This is a genomic window from Uliginosibacterium sp. H1 (assembly GCF_036017065.1).
Lineage (GTDB): Bacteria > Pseudomonadota > Gammaproteobacteria > Burkholderiales > Rhodocyclaceae > Uliginosibacterium.
This window is the reverse complement of the sequence record NZ_JAYXHR010000001.1, coordinates 478,515-495,865: the sequence shown is the minus strand read 5'-3', so window position 1 is coordinate 495,865 and position 17,351 is coordinate 478,515. Positions and strand designations below refer to the sequence as shown.

Sequence of the window (17,351 nt, the reverse complement as noted above, 5' to 3'; positions counted from 1 at the left end):
GCGTGGCGCGTCAGCGAAGCTGCCCGCGTCCCACCACCACGATGCCTTGCTCGCTCACGTGGAAACCGCGCTCGCGGTCCCGCGCCGGATCGAAGCCGATGCGGTCACCTGGCCGCACGATGTTGTTCTGGTCGATGATCGCGCGCCGCACCTTGGCGCCGCGACCGATGACGGTGCGGTCCATAATGATGCTTTCCGTGATCTCGGCATCCTCTTCCACCACCACCTCGCGACGCAGCAGTGCGCCGTTGATGCGGGCGCCGCGCAGCACGCAGCCGGCACCGATGGACGAGTTGCGCAACTGGCCGTCGATGATCTGCGCGGCTTCCACCTGGTCGGGTGAGGCGTAGATCGGCCATTGCGGATTGGTCATGCGGAAGCGCGGACGCTCGCCGATGGTGTCGAAGTTGGCGGCGAAGTAGGCGTCGATGGTGCCCACGTCACGCCAGTAGCCGGCCTCTTCGTACTCCTGCACGCCGGGCACCTTGTTGGTGGCGAAGTCGTAGGCCACCACTTTGTGCGTCTTCGTCAGGCGCGGCAGGATGTGCTTGCCGAAGTCGTTCTCGCCCTTGCTGTGCGCTTCGTTCAGGGCATCGAGCAGCACGTCGGTGGAAAAGATGTAGTTGCCCATCGAGGCCAGCGTGAAACCGGGGCGGCCGGGCATGGAGTCGGCCGTGCGCGGCTTCTCCTCGAAGGCGGTGATGCGGGTGTCGCTGTTGGTGCGGATGATGCCGAACTGGTCGCACTGCGAGACCGGGACGGGCAGGGCGGCGACCGACACGTGCGCCTGGGTGTCGACGTGGTGCTGCACCATCTGGCGCACGTCCATGCGGTACACGTGGTCGGCGCCGAACACCGCCACCAGGTCGGGCTTCACCAGGTTGATGAGGTGGATGTTCTGGCACACCGCGTCGGCGGTGCCCTGGAACCAGGCGGCGCCGTGGTGCATCTGCGGCGGCACGACGGTGATGAACTGGTGCGGCAGGAAGGGCGTCATGACCCAGGACTTGCGCACGTGCTCGATCAGCGACTGCGACTTGTACTGCACCAGCAGGTAGACGCTGTAGATCTCGGAGTTCACCAGGTTGGACAGCACGAAATCCACGATGCGGTGCTTGCCGTTGAACGGGACCGAGGGCTTGGAGCGTTCGGCGGTGAGAGGGTGGAGTCGGCTTCCTTCTCCACCTGCCATGACGAACGCGAGGACGTTCTTGCCGGCGATCATGATTGTGTTTCCTTAGCGAGGGGTATTTCAGTCGGGGGGTATGGTGTATGGGGGCACACTTGCCATGAGCTCGCGGGGAACTCGCCAAGGGCACTAGGGCGGGGCGGCCAGGATGAGGGTGGACAGTGGCGGCAGATGCAGCGTGAGGCTGTGCGGGAACGCGCCCCAGGTCTGTGCTTGGCTGTGGACGCCACCGTGGTTGCCGATGCCGCTGCCGCCGTATTCCACGGCGTCGCTGTTGAGCAGTTCGCGCCAGTAACCGGCAGTGGGCACGCCGAGGCGATGGAAGGGGCGCGGCACCGGCGTGAGGTTGCACACCACCAGGACCGGCGCGGCGTTGTCCGCGTAGCGCAGGAAAGCCAGCACGCTCTGGTCGGCGTCGTTGCTTTCCACCCACTGGAAGCCACCGCCGTCGAAATCGCGGCGGTGCAGGGCGGGTTGCTCGCGGTAGCAACGGTTGAGGTCGCGTACCCACTGGCTCAGCCCGCGGTGTTCGATGACTTCGAGCAGGTGCCAGCCCAGCTGGGCCTCGTGGCTCCACTCTTCCGGCTGGCCGAACTCACCGCCCATGAAGAGCAGCTTCTTGCCGGGGTGGCCCCACATGTAGCCGAGCATGGCGCGCAGGTTGGCGAACTGCTGCCAGCGGTCGCCGCGCTGGCGGGCGAGCAGGGAGCCCTTGCCGTACACCACCTCGTCGTGCGACAGCGGCAGCACGAAGTTCTCGCTGAACGCGTAGACGAGGCTGAAGGTGATGTCGTTGTGGTGGAAGCGGCGATGGATGGACTCGCGGCCGAAGTAGTTCAGCGTGTCGTGCATCCAGCCCATGTTCCACTTCATGCCGAAGCCCAGACCGCCGAGGTGTACCGGTCGGGTGACGCCGGGCCAGGAGGTGGACTCCTCGGCAATCATCTGCACGTCCGGGTGGTCGCGGTAGGCGGCGGCGTTGAGCTGCTGCAGGAAGGCGACGGCTTCGAGGTTCTCGCGGCCGCCGTACTCGTTGGGCAGCCATTCGCCTTCGCGGCGGGCGTAGTCCAGGTACAGCATCGAGGCCACGGCATCCACCCGCAGCGCATCGACGTGGTATTTCTCCAGCCAGAACAGCGCGCTGCTGATCAGGAAGGCGCGTACCTCGTTGCGGCCGTAGTTGAAGATGTGGCTGTTCCACTCCGGGTGGAAGCCGCGGCGCGGGTCCTGGTGCTCGTACAGCGCGGTGCCGTCGAAATGCGCCAGGCCGTGCGGGTCGTTCGGGAAGTGCGACGGCGCCCAGTCCATGATCACGCCGATGCCGTGCTGGTGCAGGGTGTCGATCAGGTACATCAGGTCCTGCGGGCTGCCGTAGCGCGAGCTGGCCGCGAAGTAGCCGGTGGTCTGGTAGCCCCAGGAGCCGTAGAACGGATGCTCCGTCAGCGGCATCAGCTCGATGTGGGTGAAACCCATCTCCACGAGGTAGTGCGCCAGCGGCTGGGCCATCTCGCGGTAGCCGAAGAAGCGGCGGCCTTCCGGCGTGCGCCAGGAGCCGAGGTGCAGTTCGTAGATCGACCACGGTGCATCCAGCGCGTTGCGTGCGCCACGGCCGTGCATCCACTCGCGGTCCTGCCAGTCGTAGTCCAGCCGGGTGACGATGGATGCCGTGCGCGGCGCCTCCTCGGAGGCCAAGGCCAGCGGGTCCGCCTTCCACACCGTGCTGCCGTCGGCGCCGACGATCCGGTACTTGTAGCACTGGCCGACCTGGGCGCCCGCGTCGGACAGTTCCCAAATGCCGGAACTGTCCCAGCGCGGGTACATGGGCACCGGCTGCCAGCCATTGAAATCACCCACCAGCGAGACCTCGCGGGCGGCGGGCGCCCACACGGCGAAGCTGACGCCGCCCTCGGGGCGGGCATGGGCACCAAGATGGTGGTGCAGGCCGTGGTGGTTGCCTTCGCGGAACAGGTAGATATCCAGCGACGACAGGCGTGAAACGCCGGTCGGCCCCGCCCCTGCGTCGAGAAGGGCGGTATGGGGCTGTATGTCGCTGCTGTTGTCCACTGCAACCTCGTTGGCTGGTTGATCCCGCTTACTGGCAGGGCCGGTGGATGTCACCGTCGACGTGCTGGTGACACCCGCGCCTTGTCAGTTCGTATCTGGCAAAGGTATGCGATGCGGCAGCGGCCCCGTGTCGGACAAATCCAAAGCCCTTGTAGGAGGCGGATGACGCAGTGCAGCGTTACGCTTGAAAGGCTAGCAATATGCGTGCGAGCTGAGGCCTCCGGCGGCCATCCGGGCACGTAATGTCTTGAGTCTTGAGCGGGCTGCCGGCCCTGTTGCGGTTCTTCCCGGCGGGCGGGCGCCGGGGGCGGGGGCTAGCGGGGGAACTCGGCGGCCACTTTGCCGGCGGGCCGGCGGCGGGGGATGGTGACGCTGAAGGTCGTGCCGTCCCGCAGGCTGGAGTCCACGTCCACCTTGCCGCCGTGGACGCTGACGAAACGCTCCACGATGTGCAAGCCCAGCCCCAGGCCCTGCAGGTGATGCACCGTGTCCGTACGGTTGCCGCTGGTGAAGGGCTTGAACAGCTCGGCCGGATCCACCGTGTGCAGGGTGCCGCGGTTGTTGACGGTGATGCTGAGCGTGTCCGGGTGGCGGCCGTCGACCCCGAGCTTCACCGGCTGCCCGGCGGGGCCGTGCTCCAGCGCATTGCCCAGCAGGTTGGAAATCACCTGCGCCATGCGGTCGTCGTCGAACACGCCGCGGGTGTCACCCACCTGCTGCATGACCATGCGCCCGGCTTCGTCCAGCGGGGCGAATTCCGCGCAGATGCGCCGGCAGGTTTCGGCCAGGTCGACGTTCTGCAGGTTGAGCATCATTGCGCCGCTGCGCAGGCGGGCCAGCTCCAGCAACTGGTGGATCATCCGCGACATGCGCTTGCTGCTGTCCAGGATGAGGCTGGAGTTGCGCGCGACCGTGGCGTTCTCGTTGCTGGCCATGGACTCAGCCAGATGCCGGATGGCGATCAGCGGATTGCGCAGGTCGTGGGCCAGCACCGCGCTGAACAGTTCGTTGAGCTGCAGCGCGTTGCTCAGGTCCTCCACCTGCTGGGCGATGCGCCGCCGCTGGCGGTGCAGCTCGGCGAAGATGCCGACCTTGGAGCGCAGGCTGAACGGATCGAAGGGCTTGTACAGGAAGTCCACCGCACCGGCTTCGTAGCCCCGGAAAGTGCGCAACGGGTCGTGCGAGGCCGCGGTCAGGAAGATCAGCGGGATGCTGCGGGTGCGTTCGGTGCCGCGGATCAACTCGGCCAGCTCGAAACCGTCCATGTCCGGCATCTGCACGTCCAGCAGTGCCAGGGCGATGTCATCCTCGCGCAGGAGGATCTCCAGCGCGGTGTTGCCGGACGAGGCGGTCAGGATTTCGAGATCGGGACTGTCCAGCAGGCCCAGCATCGCGATGAGGTTCTGCTCCGTGTCGTCCACGACGAGGATCTTGGCCGGCGCCGTCATGCCGTCCTGCGAGAGCTTTTCAGATTTCATGCGGACACCTCCAGCGCCACTTTCTGCTGCAGTCCCAGCAAGCGGTCGGTCATCGCGCGCAAGGGCAGTTCGGCGCACCGCGGGTTGCGTGCCAGCGCGGCCAGCGGCATGGTCGGCACCGCCGCTTCTTCCGCCGCCTGGGCCCAGCCCTGGCCGCCGAGTGTGAACACCGACTGCATGCCGGCTGCGCCGTCGTCGCTGGCGCCACTGAGCAGTACGGCCAGCACGTCGGGGCCGTAGGCGTGGGCGGCCGATTCGAACAACAGGTCAATCGAGGGGCGCGAAAGGTTCACGGGCGGGTCCACGCTCAGGGATACATAGCCGTCCGGCTCCACCATCATGTGGCAGCCAGGCGGCGCGCAATACACCCAGCCGGCTTCCAGCGGCTGCTTGTCCTGGGCTTCCACGAACTGCAGGGCGCAGTGGAACGCCAGCACCTGCGACAGCAGGCTGGGCTGGTCCGGCGGCACGTGCAGCACGAGCATCACCGGCACGTGGAAGCTGGCGGGCAACTCGCGCAGCAGCGTGATGAGGGCGTCCACCCCGCCCGCCGATGCTCCGATGACCACAATTTTCAGCCGTTCCATGGACATGCCCCTCACGTACGAAGCTGGTAGATGCGCTGCTCGGCGTGCAGCGGCGCGAACGCATCGCCATGCTCGGAGAACGCCAGGCTCTCCTTGGAGCCCAGGCTCAGGTAGCCACGCGGCACCAGCGATTCGCGGAACAGCCGGAGGGCTCGGTCCTGCAGGCGCCGGTCGAAATAGATCAGCACGTTGCGGCAGGACACCAGGTGCACCTCGGAGAACACGTTGTCCGTGGCCAGGCTGTGATCGGCGAAAACCATGTGGCGGCGCAGGTCGCGATCGAACACCGCCTTGTCGTAGGCGGCGTGGTAGTAGTCCGACAGCGAACGCCGGCCGCCGGCCTCCAGGTAGCTGGTACTGAACTGGGCGATGCGGCTCGTGGCGTAGATGCCGGATTCGGCCGCGCGCAGGGCCTGGGCGTTGATGTCGGTGGCGTAGATCACGCTGCGCTCCAGCAGGCCCTGCTCGTGCAGCAGGATGGCCAGCGACCAGACTTCCTCGCCACTGCTGCAGCCCGCCACCCACACCTTGATGGACGGGTAGGTGGCCAGCATCGGCAGCACCTCGTCCGCCAGCAGGCGGAAATGCTGCGGGTCGCGGAACATCTCGGAATGCTGCACGGTGAAGAACTGCAGCATGCGGCCGAACAGCTCGGCGTCGTTGAGCACCTTGTCCTGCAGGCCGGACACGGTGGTGCAACCGAAGTGTTCCATCGCCTGCTGCACGCGACGGCGCAAGGACGAGCGCGTGTAGTTGCGGAAGTCGTGCTGGTACTTGAGGAACACGCCTTCCAGCAGCAGGTGCAGCTGGATGTCGAAATCGGAGAGCAGGGGAGGCATCGCCGGCACGCGCTCGTGATAGTGCTCGCGTGGTTTTTCGCGTTCTTGCTCGCGTGCCTGCCCATGATCGTTGCGCGCGCCCATCATTGCGGCAACCAGATGCGGCACAGGGACACCAGCTTGTCGATGTCCACAGGCTTCGGAATGTAGTCGTTGGCGCCCGCCTGCAGGCAGTGCTGGCGGTCATCCTGCATGGCCTTGGCGGTCAGCGCGATGATTGGCAGGCGGGAATGCACCGGGTTGCGGCGGATGGTGCGCATGGCGGTGATGCCGTCCATCTCCGGCATCATGATGTCCATCAGCACCAGGTCGATGTCGCTGCGGCCGTCCAGCATGTCCACGCCTTCGCGCCCGTTGCGCGCGACTTCCAGCTTGGCGCCCAGGTTCTCGATGACCGCGGTCAGCGCGAACACGTTGCGCATGTCATCTTCCACCAGCAGGATGCGGCGGCCCTCGAAGCCGCTGTCGCGCTGGCGTGCCTGCTGCAGCAGGCGCTGCTTGTCGGGCGGCAGGTCGGCCTCGACGCGATGCAGGAACAGGCTGACTTCATCCAGCAGCCGCTCCGGCGAGCGGGCGCCCTTGATGATGATGGACGCCGAGTAGCGGCGCAGGTGATCTTCCTCCGCACGGGTCAGCGCGCGACCGGTATAGACGATGACCGGGGGAAACGAGCCGGCGTTCTCGGTCATGCGCTCCAGCAGGTCGTAGCCGGAAGCATCCGGCAGCGTGAGGTCCATCACCATGCAGTCGAAGCTCTGCTTCGACAGTTGCGCCAGCGCATCGCTCATGGTGCCGGCCAGCACCGTCTCCACGTCCTCGGCACCGATCAGGCGGCCGATGTTCTCGCGCAGGGTCTCGTCGTCTTCCACCACCAGCACCCGGCGCAGGCGCGTCTTCAGGCGCTCTTCCAGCTTGCGCATGGCATCGGCCAGTTCCTCGCGCGCCACCGGCTTGATGGCATAGCCGACGGCACCGAGTTTCAGCGCCGTCTGCCGATGGTCGTGCACCGACACCATGTGTATCTGGATATGGCGTGTGGCGCTGTTGTGCTTGAGCCGCTCCAGCACGGTCAGGCCGGATTCGTCGGGCAGGTTGATGTCCAGCAGGATGCCGACCGGCTGCAACTCCTCGGCAAGGCGCAGGGCGGCGCCGGCGGTCGAGGTATGCACGCAGTCGAAATCCAGTTCGTGCGCCAGGTCGTAGAGCACCTGGGCGAAGCGCAGGTCGTCCTCCACCACCAGGATGGTGCGGCCGGCGCGCGGCGGCTTGTTGCGGTCGTCGTCGATCTGGGCGACGAAGCGGGGCGCCTCCAGGTCGGGCTGGGTGATGATGCGCGAGGCTGACGCCGCGGCAGCCGAAACTGGTGCCGGCCGCGACGCCGGCGCATCGGCCACGTCCGCGCTGGTGGCCTGGGCCGGTGCGACGGGCAGCACCGGCAGGCGCAGCGTGAAGGTGCTGCCGGCGTCGGGCTCGCTGGTGACCTCCACCGTGCCGCCGAGCAGCTGGGCCAGCTCGCGCGAGATCGACAGGCCCAGGCCGGTGCCGCCGTACTTGCGGCTGGTGGTGCCGTCGGCCTGTCGGAAGGGCTCGAAGATCACGCCCAGTTGATGCTGCTCTATGCCGCAACCGGTGTCCTGCACAGCGAAGACGATCCAGCCATCTTCCGGCGCCGACACCTGCAGGCGGACCTCGCCGGCGTCGGTGAACTTGAAGGCGTTCGACAACAGGTTGCGCAGCACCTGCTGCAGCCGCTGGAGGTCGGTGGTAATGACGTCCGGTGCCGACGGGTCCACATCGATGCGGAAGCCCAGGCGCTTCTGCCGCGCGATGCCTTCGAACACGGCGGCCAGCGACGAGGTGATGCGTGCGACCGGCTCTTCCTTCAGCGAGATGTCGAGACGACCAGCCTCGATCTTGGCCAGGTCCAGGATCTCGTTGATCAGGTCCAGCAGGTCGCCGTTCGCCGCGTGGATGGTGTTGGCATAGCGGATCTCTTCGTCGCTCAGGTGGCCGCTCTTGTTCTCGGCCAGCAGGCGGGAAAGGATCAACGAGCTGTTGAGCGGCGTGCGCAGCTCGTGCGACATGTTGGCGAGGAACTCGGACTTGTAGCGGTTCGAGCGCTCCAGCTCCGACGCGTTGTCCTCCAGCGCTTTCTGAACCGACAGAAGGTGGGTCTTCTGGCGTTCGAGCTGATGGGTGCGCTCGGCCAGCACCTCGTTGCTCTGTTCCAGTTCGGCCTGCTGGTTCTCCAGGCGCGACTGCGAGGCACGCAGGACGTTGCCCTGTTCCGACAGCTCTTCGTTGGAGACGCGCAGTTCTTCCTGCTGGACCTGCAACTCCTCGCTCTGGCGCTGCGTGCGTTCCAGCAACTCCGCAAGCTGGCTTCGGTAGTGGCAGGAGCGGATGCCGATGGCGATGGCTTCGCTGACCACCTCCATCAGCGCCTGCGCGTCGCCCAGCTCGCGCGCCGGGCGCGTGAACGCCAGTTCCACCATGCCGATCACCGTGCCATCGACGGCCAGCGGCGCAATCAGCACTGCACGGGGTGGCATGTCGACCAGGGCGGATGAAATGCGCAGGTCCGCGTGCGCCTCCTGTTCGACGATGCGCAGGCGGCCGTCGCGGGCAGCCTGGCCAATCTGCCCGGTGCCCAGTGTGAAGGCCTCGGGGACACCCTGGGGGTCGTAGGCATGCGACGCGATGCGACGCAGTTTTTCGCCCTCGCGCAGATAGAGCACGCCTACGGACGCTCGCAGGTAGCCGGTAATCGTGTCGAGCAGCCTTGCGCCCATGACCTCCATGGTCTGTTCGCCGATCATGGCCTGCGAGACCTGGGTGGCGCCTTGGCGTTGCCAGGCCGCTTCAGCCAGTGAATTGCGTGAGCGGATGACCTGCTGGATGAGCAACGCCACTGCCCACACTGCGACTAGGTAGACACCGCGGTTGGACAGGGCGACGAGATGATTCGTGGCGGGCGGACTGAGCCAGAACGTCAGTGCGAGGAATGCGGATGCGGCCGCTGCCACGAACAGCGGCACCGAGGCGCGCGACTGCCAGACGCAGAACGTGACCGGAACGATGTACAGGATCCATTCCGAGATCTGCGTGTGCCGGTCCAGCAGGAAGATGCAGACCGTTACCACCGCAACGACGATCTGGACTGTGCGATCTCTGTTGGACTGGGCAACCATTAGGGCCTGCTCACACTTTCTTGCAATGGGAGCAAGGAGTGTAAGGGCCCCGACAAGAGGGCTACTGTCAGACCCTTCCTACACCTGAAGGCGAAATGACGCGCGTAGCGTGATGTACTGCGTGGCTATCGCAATGGCACCACGAGCAATGGAAATGGCACCACGAACGACGGGTGCCACTACGCAATGTCGCGTGCTGCGTTGCAACCAGGTTGCGACGCCTTATGACCAGTAGGGCGGCACGCTGTAGAAGGCGTGCAGCGACCGGCACACCGCCGGATCCGCGAAGTCGGGCCAGTCGTCGCGATCGAAGCCCGGCGCTTCCTTCAGATGCTCGCGGGTCTGGTCGAACACGAAGCAGATGCGCGTCGGATCGAACTGCATGGCCTGCAGCGGCACCGCGAACAGCTTGCTGTCCGAGTCCGGTGTCTCGGCGAATTCGAGTACCACGTAGGCCACGCGTCCCGAGCCGAAGTCGACCATGAAGTCGTTGATCGTGCCCAGTTGTTCGCCGAGGTGATTGATGACCTTGGTGCCGGCCAGGGCCGTAGCGGGAAGATGATTGTTCATGGCTTTTCTCCTTGGGCGGAGCGTTGCGGATCGGGTGATCTGCTTGCCGGAAGCCCTTCAAGGAACCTTGCCCGAAGTGTACTTTTGGTGAAAAGTCACGACTGTCAGCGCGTGACGATGCCAATGTCAGCGTTCGCTTACACAAGGGCGCCGCCAATTGGCCGTAGTATTTCGGAAGGAACATGGTTGTTCCTGGTGCAAGGACGCTGCGCCGAAGATCCGAAATTCCAGATCCGTTCCCCAAAGATAAACATGCCAGACGAACTTTGTTCAGACGTCGACGTCGTGGCCGCCACTCCAGGTGATACCGCAATGGCCACAGAACTGAACAGGACCCGCCACTGCGGCGATGCCGACACGGCCCATGGAACGCGGCTGGCGGTGCTGGCCCGGTTGTCACCGGTGTTCCATCACGAGCTCGTCGGCTCTATCGCACCGATCTCGATCAACCTCCAGCTCGGCAAGAGCCTGCTGCAGCAACCGCAGCCCGACCTGACGCGACTCGGACAGGTCGTCGAGCAGGCGGAAGGTGCGATCGCCACCGCGCGAAAACGCTTCGAGAACCTTATCGGCTGGCTGAGCGGGGATACGTCCTCGCGCCGCGGCCCGCCACGCACAGTGACGGAGATCGTCGCCGATGCGGTCAACCAGCTGCGACTGGAACTGGCACTGCGCCAGGTCACCATCGAGCAGGAGGGGGATGGGCAGCCGCTGGCCGCAATGCGCGACAGGGATCTGCTGTACTTGCTGATCGCGAGCATGCTGGCAGCCATCGATCAGTACCCCGACCTGAACCTCCTGCGCCTCGCTGTCCGTCAGGCGGACAGGAAGGTGGTCGTCGACCTGAGCTGGGGTGTCTCCGGGCTGGGCGGGACGGACATGTCACCGGAAACGGGGCGGCTCGACTGGACCGGCGTCATCGCGCTGGCCGAACAGCTTGGGCTGTCGGTGAAGCTGGACGAAGCAGGCAGGCACTTCACCGCGTCGCACGTCCAGACAGGGCACTGACGCTCGCACCCTATCGACTGCTACGACGCAGGCCTCTCAGGACAGGGCAGAGGCGCCTGTCCGGCGGGTGATGATGTCCAGCAGTTCGTCCGGCATGGCCGGCTTCACGAGGTAATGATCGAAACCGGCATCCACGATGGCCTTGCGCGCGGCGTCGTGGCTGAAGCCGGTGAGGGCGATCAGCATCGGCTGCGCCGTGTCCGTCTCGCTGCGGATGGCCTTGGCGACATCCAGCCCGCTGATATCCGGCAGGCCGATGTCCAGCACCACCACTTCCGGCATCCATTGCTTGAAGCGCGCGATGGCCGACTCGCCGTCGAAAACCGTCGCCGTCTCATGACCCAACAGGTTGAACAGTTCCGCCATCGTGCGGGCGGCATCCATGTTGTCGTCTACCAGGAGGATGCGCGACCCGCTGGCTGATGAAGGTGCTTCGACGGCGGGCTCCGCGGGCACGGTGGGCTCCTTCTGCGGCTCGACCGGTGCAGCGATGAGATCCAGCGTGATGCGGAACTCGCTGCCGTGATTGGCCCCTTCGCTCAGCACGTCGATCCTGCCGTCATGCAGGCGAACCAGGTTTTCGGCCACGCTCAGGCCGATGCCCAGGCCTGCGGAGGGCAGGGCCGCTGGCTGGTTACCCTGGTTGAACAACCTGAACAGGCCGCTGACGGAAGTCGGGTCGATGCCGATGCCATTATCACGCACGCTCAGGATGATCTGTCCGGCTTCGCTCCACACATCCAGGTGGATGCGTCCGCCCATCGGGGTGAACTTCGCGGCGTTGTGCAGCAGGTTACCCAACGCCTGTGACAGTCGGGCCTGGTCCGCGTCCACCCACAGATCCTCTTTAGGCAGGCTCATGTGGAAGTGCTGGGATCGCTCGTTGAAGATGCTCTCGCAGGCTTCCACGGCCTGCGAGGCAATCTCGCCCACCCGCACCGGCGTGCGATGGATCTGCAGTTTGCCCAGCGTGAAGCGCGAAGCTTCCAGCAGGTCGTCGACCAGGCGCCGGAGTTGCAGTGTCTGGCGTTTGATGATCGCCTGCTCCGGCGGCAGTTCCTTGCCGGAGACGTGCTGCTGCAGATTCAGCGCATTGCTGATGGCCGCCAGCGGGTTGCGCAGTTCGTGCGCCAGGATGGCCATGAACTCGTCCTTGCGGCGGTCCTGCTCGCGTAGCTGTTGCTGGTGCTCCAGCAACTGGTCCAGCGTCACCATCATTTCGCGGTTCTGCTGCTCCAGTTCCTCGATCAGCGTGGTGGGGTGGCGACGGATGAGGTCATCGACAAAGGCCTGCAACTCGTTCGGCGTCATTCGCGCATAGCGGGGCGCCAGCGCCATTTTCAGGGTGACGGTGGTGCCGCCCCCGGGGCGCGCTTCGATGACGAATTCATCCACCAGCCGACGGCTGCCCGCGATGCCCATGTGTGCGGAATTGCTTGGGCTGCGCAGCATCTGCTCCACGTTCTTGATGCCCGGACCGTCGTCGATCACCTTGGCCATCAGGAAGGCTGCATTGGTCTGGGGCAGGCGGGCCAATACGAACTCGATCCTGCCACTGCCGGCGTGCTGCAGCGCATTGCGGGCGATCTCGGACACCGCCGTGGCTAGCCGGGTGGCGTGGTTGTCGTCCAGCTCCAGCATGGTGGCGATCTGCCGGGCACGTCGACGACCGGAGAAGATGTCGGAATCGTTGGCGATGCGTGCTGTCAGGATGGGAATCACGACGGCCTGCCGTTTCTCGCCACGACAATGGTGGCGTCATCGTTGTCACGCCGCAGATCGCGGAAGAGGGTGGCTGCGGCGAGAGAACCCGCCCGCATGAGCAGGCCGGGATAGTCGCGCTGGCTCCAGCGCGACGACAACCCGTCAGAACTCATGATCAGCATGCTGGTGGGCGTCCATGGATAGCTTTGCTCGCGGGCGGGGCGGGCCTGGTAGCCCAGCGTGCCGTCCTGCACGACGAGGTGCTGCGTTCCGGCCTCGTCGAGCCTCACGCCGCTGATGTTGCCGATCGAAGCGTAGCGCAACCCGCCGGCCTGTGCGTCCACCGCTGCAACTGCAGCCACCGCGCCACGCGTCTGGCGCAGGCCTTCATGCAGGCGCGCAAGAATGTCTGCCGGTGAGTCCAGCGGAGAGGACTCGAAGATCTCGATGGCACGTTCCGCCGTCGGTGCTGCCATCGGGCCATGGCCCAGGCCGTCCGCCACCATGATCCATGAAACCTGTCCGGCACGGCGTACGCGCCAGCAATCGCCGCTCACGTCCTGGCCGACCTTCGGCGAACTGATGCCGGTTATTTCGAGCAGGTTCGGCTTGCGCATCACCGGCACCGTCGTCGCCGGCGCGGCCTGGGCGTCGAACCAGAACCTTGCCTGCGACACGGTGCCACGGCCTGGCAGGGAGAATATGTCCCAGGCATCCGACTGGCGGACGATGGCACCCAGCCCCAGGCCCAGGCTGCCGGCCGTGGAATAGCCGTCCGCCAGGCACTGGCTGACGTTGTGCATGCCCGGCCCCTTGTCGCTGGCCACGATCTCGATTCCGTTGCGTTCGCCGTCGTTGATCTGCATGAGGAATAGGGTGCCACCGCCGCCGTGCTTGAACACGTTGGACGCGATCTCGCTGGTGACGACGGATATCTGTGCCTCGCGCACTTCGTCCACACCGTGGCGGCGCGTCAGCGCAATCACGCGGCGGCGTGCCTCGGCGACATGGGTATGCTCGCGGATCGCGATTATTTCTGCAGTTTTCGCGTCCATTGCGTGATGCATACCAGAGTGCCCTTTCCGGGCGCGGAATCGATGCTGAATTCGCTGACCAGACGCTTGGCGCCGCCGAGGCCCAGCCCCATGCCACCGCCGGTCGTAAAGCCGTCCTGCAGCGCCTTGGTGATATCCGGAATCCCCGGGCCTTCGTCGCGGAAAGACAGCCGCAGTCCACGGCGTGCCGCCGTGTCCGTCACGTCTTCGATGGTGAACACACCGCCTTTACCGTAGATGAGCGTGTTGCGCGCCAGTTCGCTGGCCGCGGTGATCAACTTGGTCTGCTCGACCGTGGAGAAGGCCAAGGGTGGCTGTGTCCATTGACGCACCAGTGCACGAACCCGCTGCAGATCTTCCTGGTTGCGGATGGGTGCCGACTCACTCCGCGTCGTTTTCGTCGCGATCATCGCCAACGGCCTCCCGCAGGAGGGCCATGCCGCGTTCGACGTTCAGCGCAGTGCGCACGCCGGGCAATGTCAGTCCAAGCTCCACCATCGTGATGGCCACGGCGGGGCGCATGCCGACGAGTACGGTCTCCGCATCGAGGATGCGGGACAGCAAGGCGATATGGGCCAGGGTACGGCCGATGAACGAGTCGACGATGTCCAGCGCGGAGATATCGATCAGCACGCCTCGCGAGCCATGCCGCGACACCATGGTGGTCAGATCGTCCTGCAGGGTCAGGGCCAGCTGGTCGTGAAGCTCCACCTGGATGGTGACGAGCAGGAACTGATTCAGTTTCAGAACTGGAATGCGTTCCATCCCGGCGCGCTCCGTCAGGATTTCTCGGTACTGGATTTCAGGGGGGCGATCCCGCGTCCCAGCTTGGCAAGCGCCAGTCTCAGGGCGTCGGCGAGGCTGGCCTTGGTGGTCACGTCGCCAAGATCTACACCCAGGTGCACGATGGTCTGTGCGATCTGCGGGCGGATGCCGCTGATGATGCACTCAGCCCCCATGAGCCGCGCGGCTGCGATTGTCTTGATGAGATGCTGCGCAACCAGTGTGTCGACGGTGGGCACGCCTGTGATGTCGATGATGGCGATGGCCGCTTCATGTTCGACGATGCCTTCCAGCAGGTTCTCCATGACGGAGTGGGTGCGCTCACTGTCCAGCGTGCCGATGAGGGGCAATGCCAGCACGCCGCTGAAGAGCTCCACCACCGGCGTCGACAGGTCCAGCAATTCCTGCTGCTGCTTCATGATGACTTCCTCGCGGCTGCGCAGGAAGACTTCGGTGGTGTAAAGGCCAAGCGAGTCGAGCACGGTGCTCACGGCCCACACGGCGTCGCCGAGTGCTTCCGCGCTCTTGGCCTCTTGCCGCAGGCGCTGGAATAGCGGCTGCTTAAGTGACAGCACGAAAGTGGCTGTTTCCGTCGGCGAGAAACCCTGTATCGCGCGTGCCCTGGATACGGATTCCAGCACCGTGCGTACATCTGCCCAGGCCGACTCGTTCTCCACCGTGGGGTCGGCAGTCAGCGCCGCAGAGAACAGGTCGATGAACTGGGAGGACTGCTCCAGCGCATCGCCATTGCTCCGGACGCCCGACAGGGAGGAGGAACCTTCCCGCTGCTGCTGGACCCATTCCTTGAGGATGTCCGCCTTGTAACGGGCGACGACGGCAGCGACATCGGTTGCATTGTTGTTCACGTTCTCTCCCTGTTTGAACGGGTCGCCCCGTCTGGCATGTGCAGAGCCATCTTCGCCATGCATGGCGCGAGTTTAAGACCTGCGCCTGAGCGCAGATGTCAGACCAGTCCTACAGTTTGATCCGACGACTACTACGCCTGCATCGCCGGCCTGTCCCTACAGTCGCCACACAAGTCATGACGGTCCCTTTGTGGCTGTTTGTCAGGTCCGTCCGCGTCAGACACTTTCTGGAGGCGTCGCAATGAGTCGGGAAGCCATCGATCCGCAAGTCGTGATCAACACGCTGAAACATCTGGCGGAAGACTGCCGGATACGTGCCCTCGGCTTCGGCGAATGTGCTGCCTACGTACGGCTGCCCGCCCTGCAGCGCCTGCTGTGGGCGAGCGCGGAAGACTGTCGCGCCGCGGCCGCCGAGCTCGACATCCTCATCAACGGACCTACCGCCACCGCGCATGGTAGCCAGCACGACGCCACGCGATGGGGGCCGCAACTGACGCAGGCCCTGGGCCGCAATAGCGACCGGGCAGTGCTGGAGGAGTGCCTGCGTGGCCAGGAGGGCATCCGCTACCGTTATGAGCGCGCCCTGACCATTCCGATGCCGGTCGGCATCCGCCGTGCACTGCAGCGTCACTTCGGCGGCATGTTGCGCTATGCGGAGAAGATCCGCGCGCTGCGTCTGGCCCCCGGCCTCCACTGAACCCCCGACACCGAACGCCCTCTTCATTGATGCTGGCGCAGGAGATCTCATGAAACGCTCTGAGTGGAAATCGAATCACCGGGTGAATCTGCTGCCCAGCTCCGAAGTCTATCTGGAGCGTCTGTGCGGCGCCGTCGCCACCGCGAACCGCGAGGTGTTGATCGAAGCCGATCACCTGCGCGACGACGTCATCGGCCGTGCCCTGGCCGTTGTGCTGATCGGTGCGGCCCAGCGTGGCCTGCGCGTCAGCGTGACGCTGCAGTCGATGGGTTCGTCATCGCAACCCAGCCCGTTCATCAAGGGCCTGATCGCCGCCGGCGTGAAGATCCAGAGCGCGGAGACCTACGTCGATGGCCGGCCTTGCCCGCCACGCAAGCTGGCCGTCGTCGATGGCGAGCGCGCCTTTCTCGGCGGCTTCAGCTTCGATGGCGATGCCCCGGTGGGCGCACCACCAGTGCAGGAGTACGGTGCTGAACTGGTCGGGCCGCTGGTCGAGAGCGTGCGGCTGTTGTTGTTCGCACGTCTGGCCGGCAATCGCCATCCGCTGGAAAGCGAGCGTCGCTACGCGCGTCGCGGCAGGGCCGAACAGCCCGGCGGCGAAGGCTGGGCATGCCTGGTCAGCGGAGACGAGAAGAGCAAGCGTGGCGACGTGCTGCGGCATTACCTGGAAGCGATCCGTCACGCCGAGCAGGACATCGTGCTGGCGAGTGCCTATTTCACGCCTGGCTGGCGCTTGATGAAAGCGCTGACCGAAGCCGCCGCGCGCGGCGTGCGCGTGCGCCTGGTGGTGCAGCACTGGCCACGCCATGCGGCGGCACGCTGGGCGATGAAGCAGATCCACGCCTATCTGTTGCGCCACGGCGTGGAGATGCTGTCGTACCGCCGCTCGCTGCTGCATGGCAGCGTCGGCATGGTGGACGACCAATGGGCGACGATCTGCTCGGGCAGCCAGAACATGGAGACGCACCTGGTGGTGCGCGACCGTCAGTTCAACGCCGCGCTGCGTGCGCACCTCCACGGCCTAATGTGCTTCGATTGCAAGCTGGAAGACGAGGCCCGCCTGCCGCAGGGCGTAGGTTTTCTGCGTGCGCTGGCGGGTGTGCTCACCTTGCGCATGATGGACGATGTGCCACGCCTGCCGTCGCAGTCCCGTCCGGCATACACGCCGGCCCGCACCGGTGCCGCGCCCATCGGCCGGACTGTTTCGGGGCATTCCTGAACGGCAGGGCCTGAGGGCCCGTCCTGCGCTCTGATCATTCCAGGTTCCCAAGACACTCATTCAGCTGAATCAGTCAGCTGAATGAAGAAACGGCCTCCCGA

15 protein-coding genes are annotated in these 17,351 nt (G+C 65.4%); 3 read left to right on the top strand and 12 right to left on the bottom strand.

Going from position 1 to position 17,351, the window contains the following annotated elements; genetic code table 11:
- Positions 1-10: 10 nt before the first annotated feature.
- The 7 genes from VVD47_RS02240 to VVD47_RS02210 form a co-directional block, all read right to left on the bottom strand.
- Positions 11-1,225: a glucose-1-phosphate adenylyltransferase gene (locus VVD47_RS02240; RefSeq protein WP_327601767.1), complete on the bottom strand. Its 1,215-nt coding sequence runs from the start codon at positions 1,223-1,225 to the stop codon at positions 11-13.
- Between the two features lie 93 nt (positions 1,226-1,318).
- Positions 1,319-3,253, bottom strand: a complete 1,935-nt coding sequence (gene glgB, locus VVD47_RS02235; protein WP_327601766.1) for a 1,4-alpha-glucan branching protein GlgB — start codon at positions 3,251-3,253, stop codon at positions 1,319-1,321.
- A gap of 314 nt (positions 3,254-3,567) precedes the next feature.
- Positions 3,568-4,731 (bottom strand): hybrid sensor histidine kinase/response regulator, encoded by a 1,164-nt coding sequence (locus VVD47_RS02230; protein ID WP_327601765.1) that lies wholly within the window; start codon positions 4,729-4,731, stop codon positions 3,568-3,570.
- The gene (locus tag VVD47_RS02225; RefSeq protein ID WP_327601764.1) at positions 4,728-5,318 is read right to left on the bottom strand and encodes a chemotaxis protein CheB; all 591 of its coding nucleotides are present in this window, start codon (positions 5,316-5,318) and stop codon (positions 4,728-4,730) included. The genes VVD47_RS02230 and VVD47_RS02225 overlap by 4 nt, the downstream gene beginning before the upstream one ends.
- Before the next feature lie 11 nt (positions 5,319-5,329).
- The gene (locus tag VVD47_RS02220; RefSeq protein WP_327601763.1) at positions 5,330-6,265 is read right to left on the bottom strand and encodes a CheR family methyltransferase; all 936 of its coding nucleotides are present in this window, start codon (positions 6,263-6,265) and stop codon (positions 5,330-5,332) included.
- Positions 6,241-9,300, bottom strand: coding sequence for a hybrid sensor histidine kinase/response regulator (locus VVD47_RS02215; protein WP_327601762.1), 3,060 nt, complete (start codon positions 9,298-9,300; stop codon positions 6,241-6,243). The genes VVD47_RS02220 and VVD47_RS02215 overlap by 25 nt, the downstream gene beginning before the upstream one ends.
- A 270-nt stretch (positions 9,301-9,570) precedes the next feature.
- On the bottom strand, positions 9,571-9,918 hold the full coding sequence (locus VVD47_RS02210) for a PRC-barrel domain-containing protein (RefSeq protein WP_327601761.1): 348 nt from the start codon (positions 9,916-9,918) through the stop codon (positions 9,571-9,573).
- A gap of 186 nt (positions 9,919-10,104) precedes the next feature.
- Between VVD47_RS02210 and VVD47_RS02205 the strand changes: the two genes are divergently transcribed.
- Positions 10,105-10,926 carry a hypothetical protein gene (locus VVD47_RS02205; RefSeq protein WP_327601760.1) on the top strand — a complete coding sequence of 274 codons (822 nt, stop codon included), beginning with the start codon at positions 10,105-10,107 and terminating at the stop codon, positions 10,924-10,926.
- 36 nt (positions 10,927-10,962) lie between these two features.
- On the opposite strand, the gene VVD47_RS02200 is transcribed toward VVD47_RS02205, so the two are convergent.
- From VVD47_RS02200 to VVD47_RS02180, 5 genes are read right to left on the bottom strand one after another with little or no spacing between them, the layout of a single operon-like run.
- Entirely contained in the window at positions 10,963-12,648 is a 1,686-nt protein-coding gene (locus VVD47_RS02200) for an ATP-binding response regulator (protein WP_327601759.1), read from the bottom strand.
- Positions 12,645-13,685: an ATP-binding SpoIIE family protein phosphatase gene (locus VVD47_RS02195; protein ID WP_327601758.1), complete on the bottom strand. Its 1,041-nt coding sequence runs from the start codon at positions 13,683-13,685 to the stop codon at positions 12,645-12,647. Before VVD47_RS02195 ends, VVD47_RS02200 begins: the two co-directional genes overlap by 4 nt.
- Positions 13,661-14,095 carry an ATP-binding protein gene (locus VVD47_RS02190; protein ID WP_327601757.1) on the bottom strand — a complete coding sequence of 145 codons (435 nt, stop codon included), beginning with the start codon at positions 14,093-14,095 and terminating at the stop codon, positions 13,661-13,663. The genes VVD47_RS02195 and VVD47_RS02190 overlap by 25 nt, the downstream gene beginning before the upstream one ends.
- Positions 14,067-14,450: an STAS domain-containing protein gene (locus tag VVD47_RS02185; protein ID WP_327601756.1), complete on the bottom strand. Its 384-nt coding sequence runs from the start codon at positions 14,448-14,450 to the stop codon at positions 14,067-14,069. The genes VVD47_RS02190 and VVD47_RS02185 overlap by 29 nt, the downstream gene beginning before the upstream one ends.
- A 14-nt stretch (positions 14,451-14,464) precedes the next feature.
- The gene (locus VVD47_RS02180) at positions 14,465-15,334 is read right to left on the bottom strand and encodes an STAS domain-containing protein (RefSeq protein WP_327601755.1); all 870 of its coding nucleotides are present in this window, start codon (positions 15,332-15,334) and stop codon (positions 14,465-14,467) included.
- 241 nt (positions 15,335-15,575) lie between these two features.
- Here VVD47_RS02180 and VVD47_RS02175 point away from each other — a divergent pair, with 241 nt between their 5' ends.
- Positions 15,576-16,031, top strand: a complete 456-nt coding sequence (locus VVD47_RS02175; RefSeq protein ID WP_327601754.1) for a DUF2383 domain-containing protein — start codon at positions 15,576-15,578, stop codon at positions 16,029-16,031.
- 49 nt (positions 16,032-16,080) lie between these two features.
- Entirely contained in the window at positions 16,081-17,250 is a 1,170-nt protein-coding gene (locus tag VVD47_RS02170) for a phospholipase D-like domain-containing protein (protein ID WP_327601753.1), read from the top strand.
- Positions 17,251-17,351 lie beyond the last annotated feature (101 nt).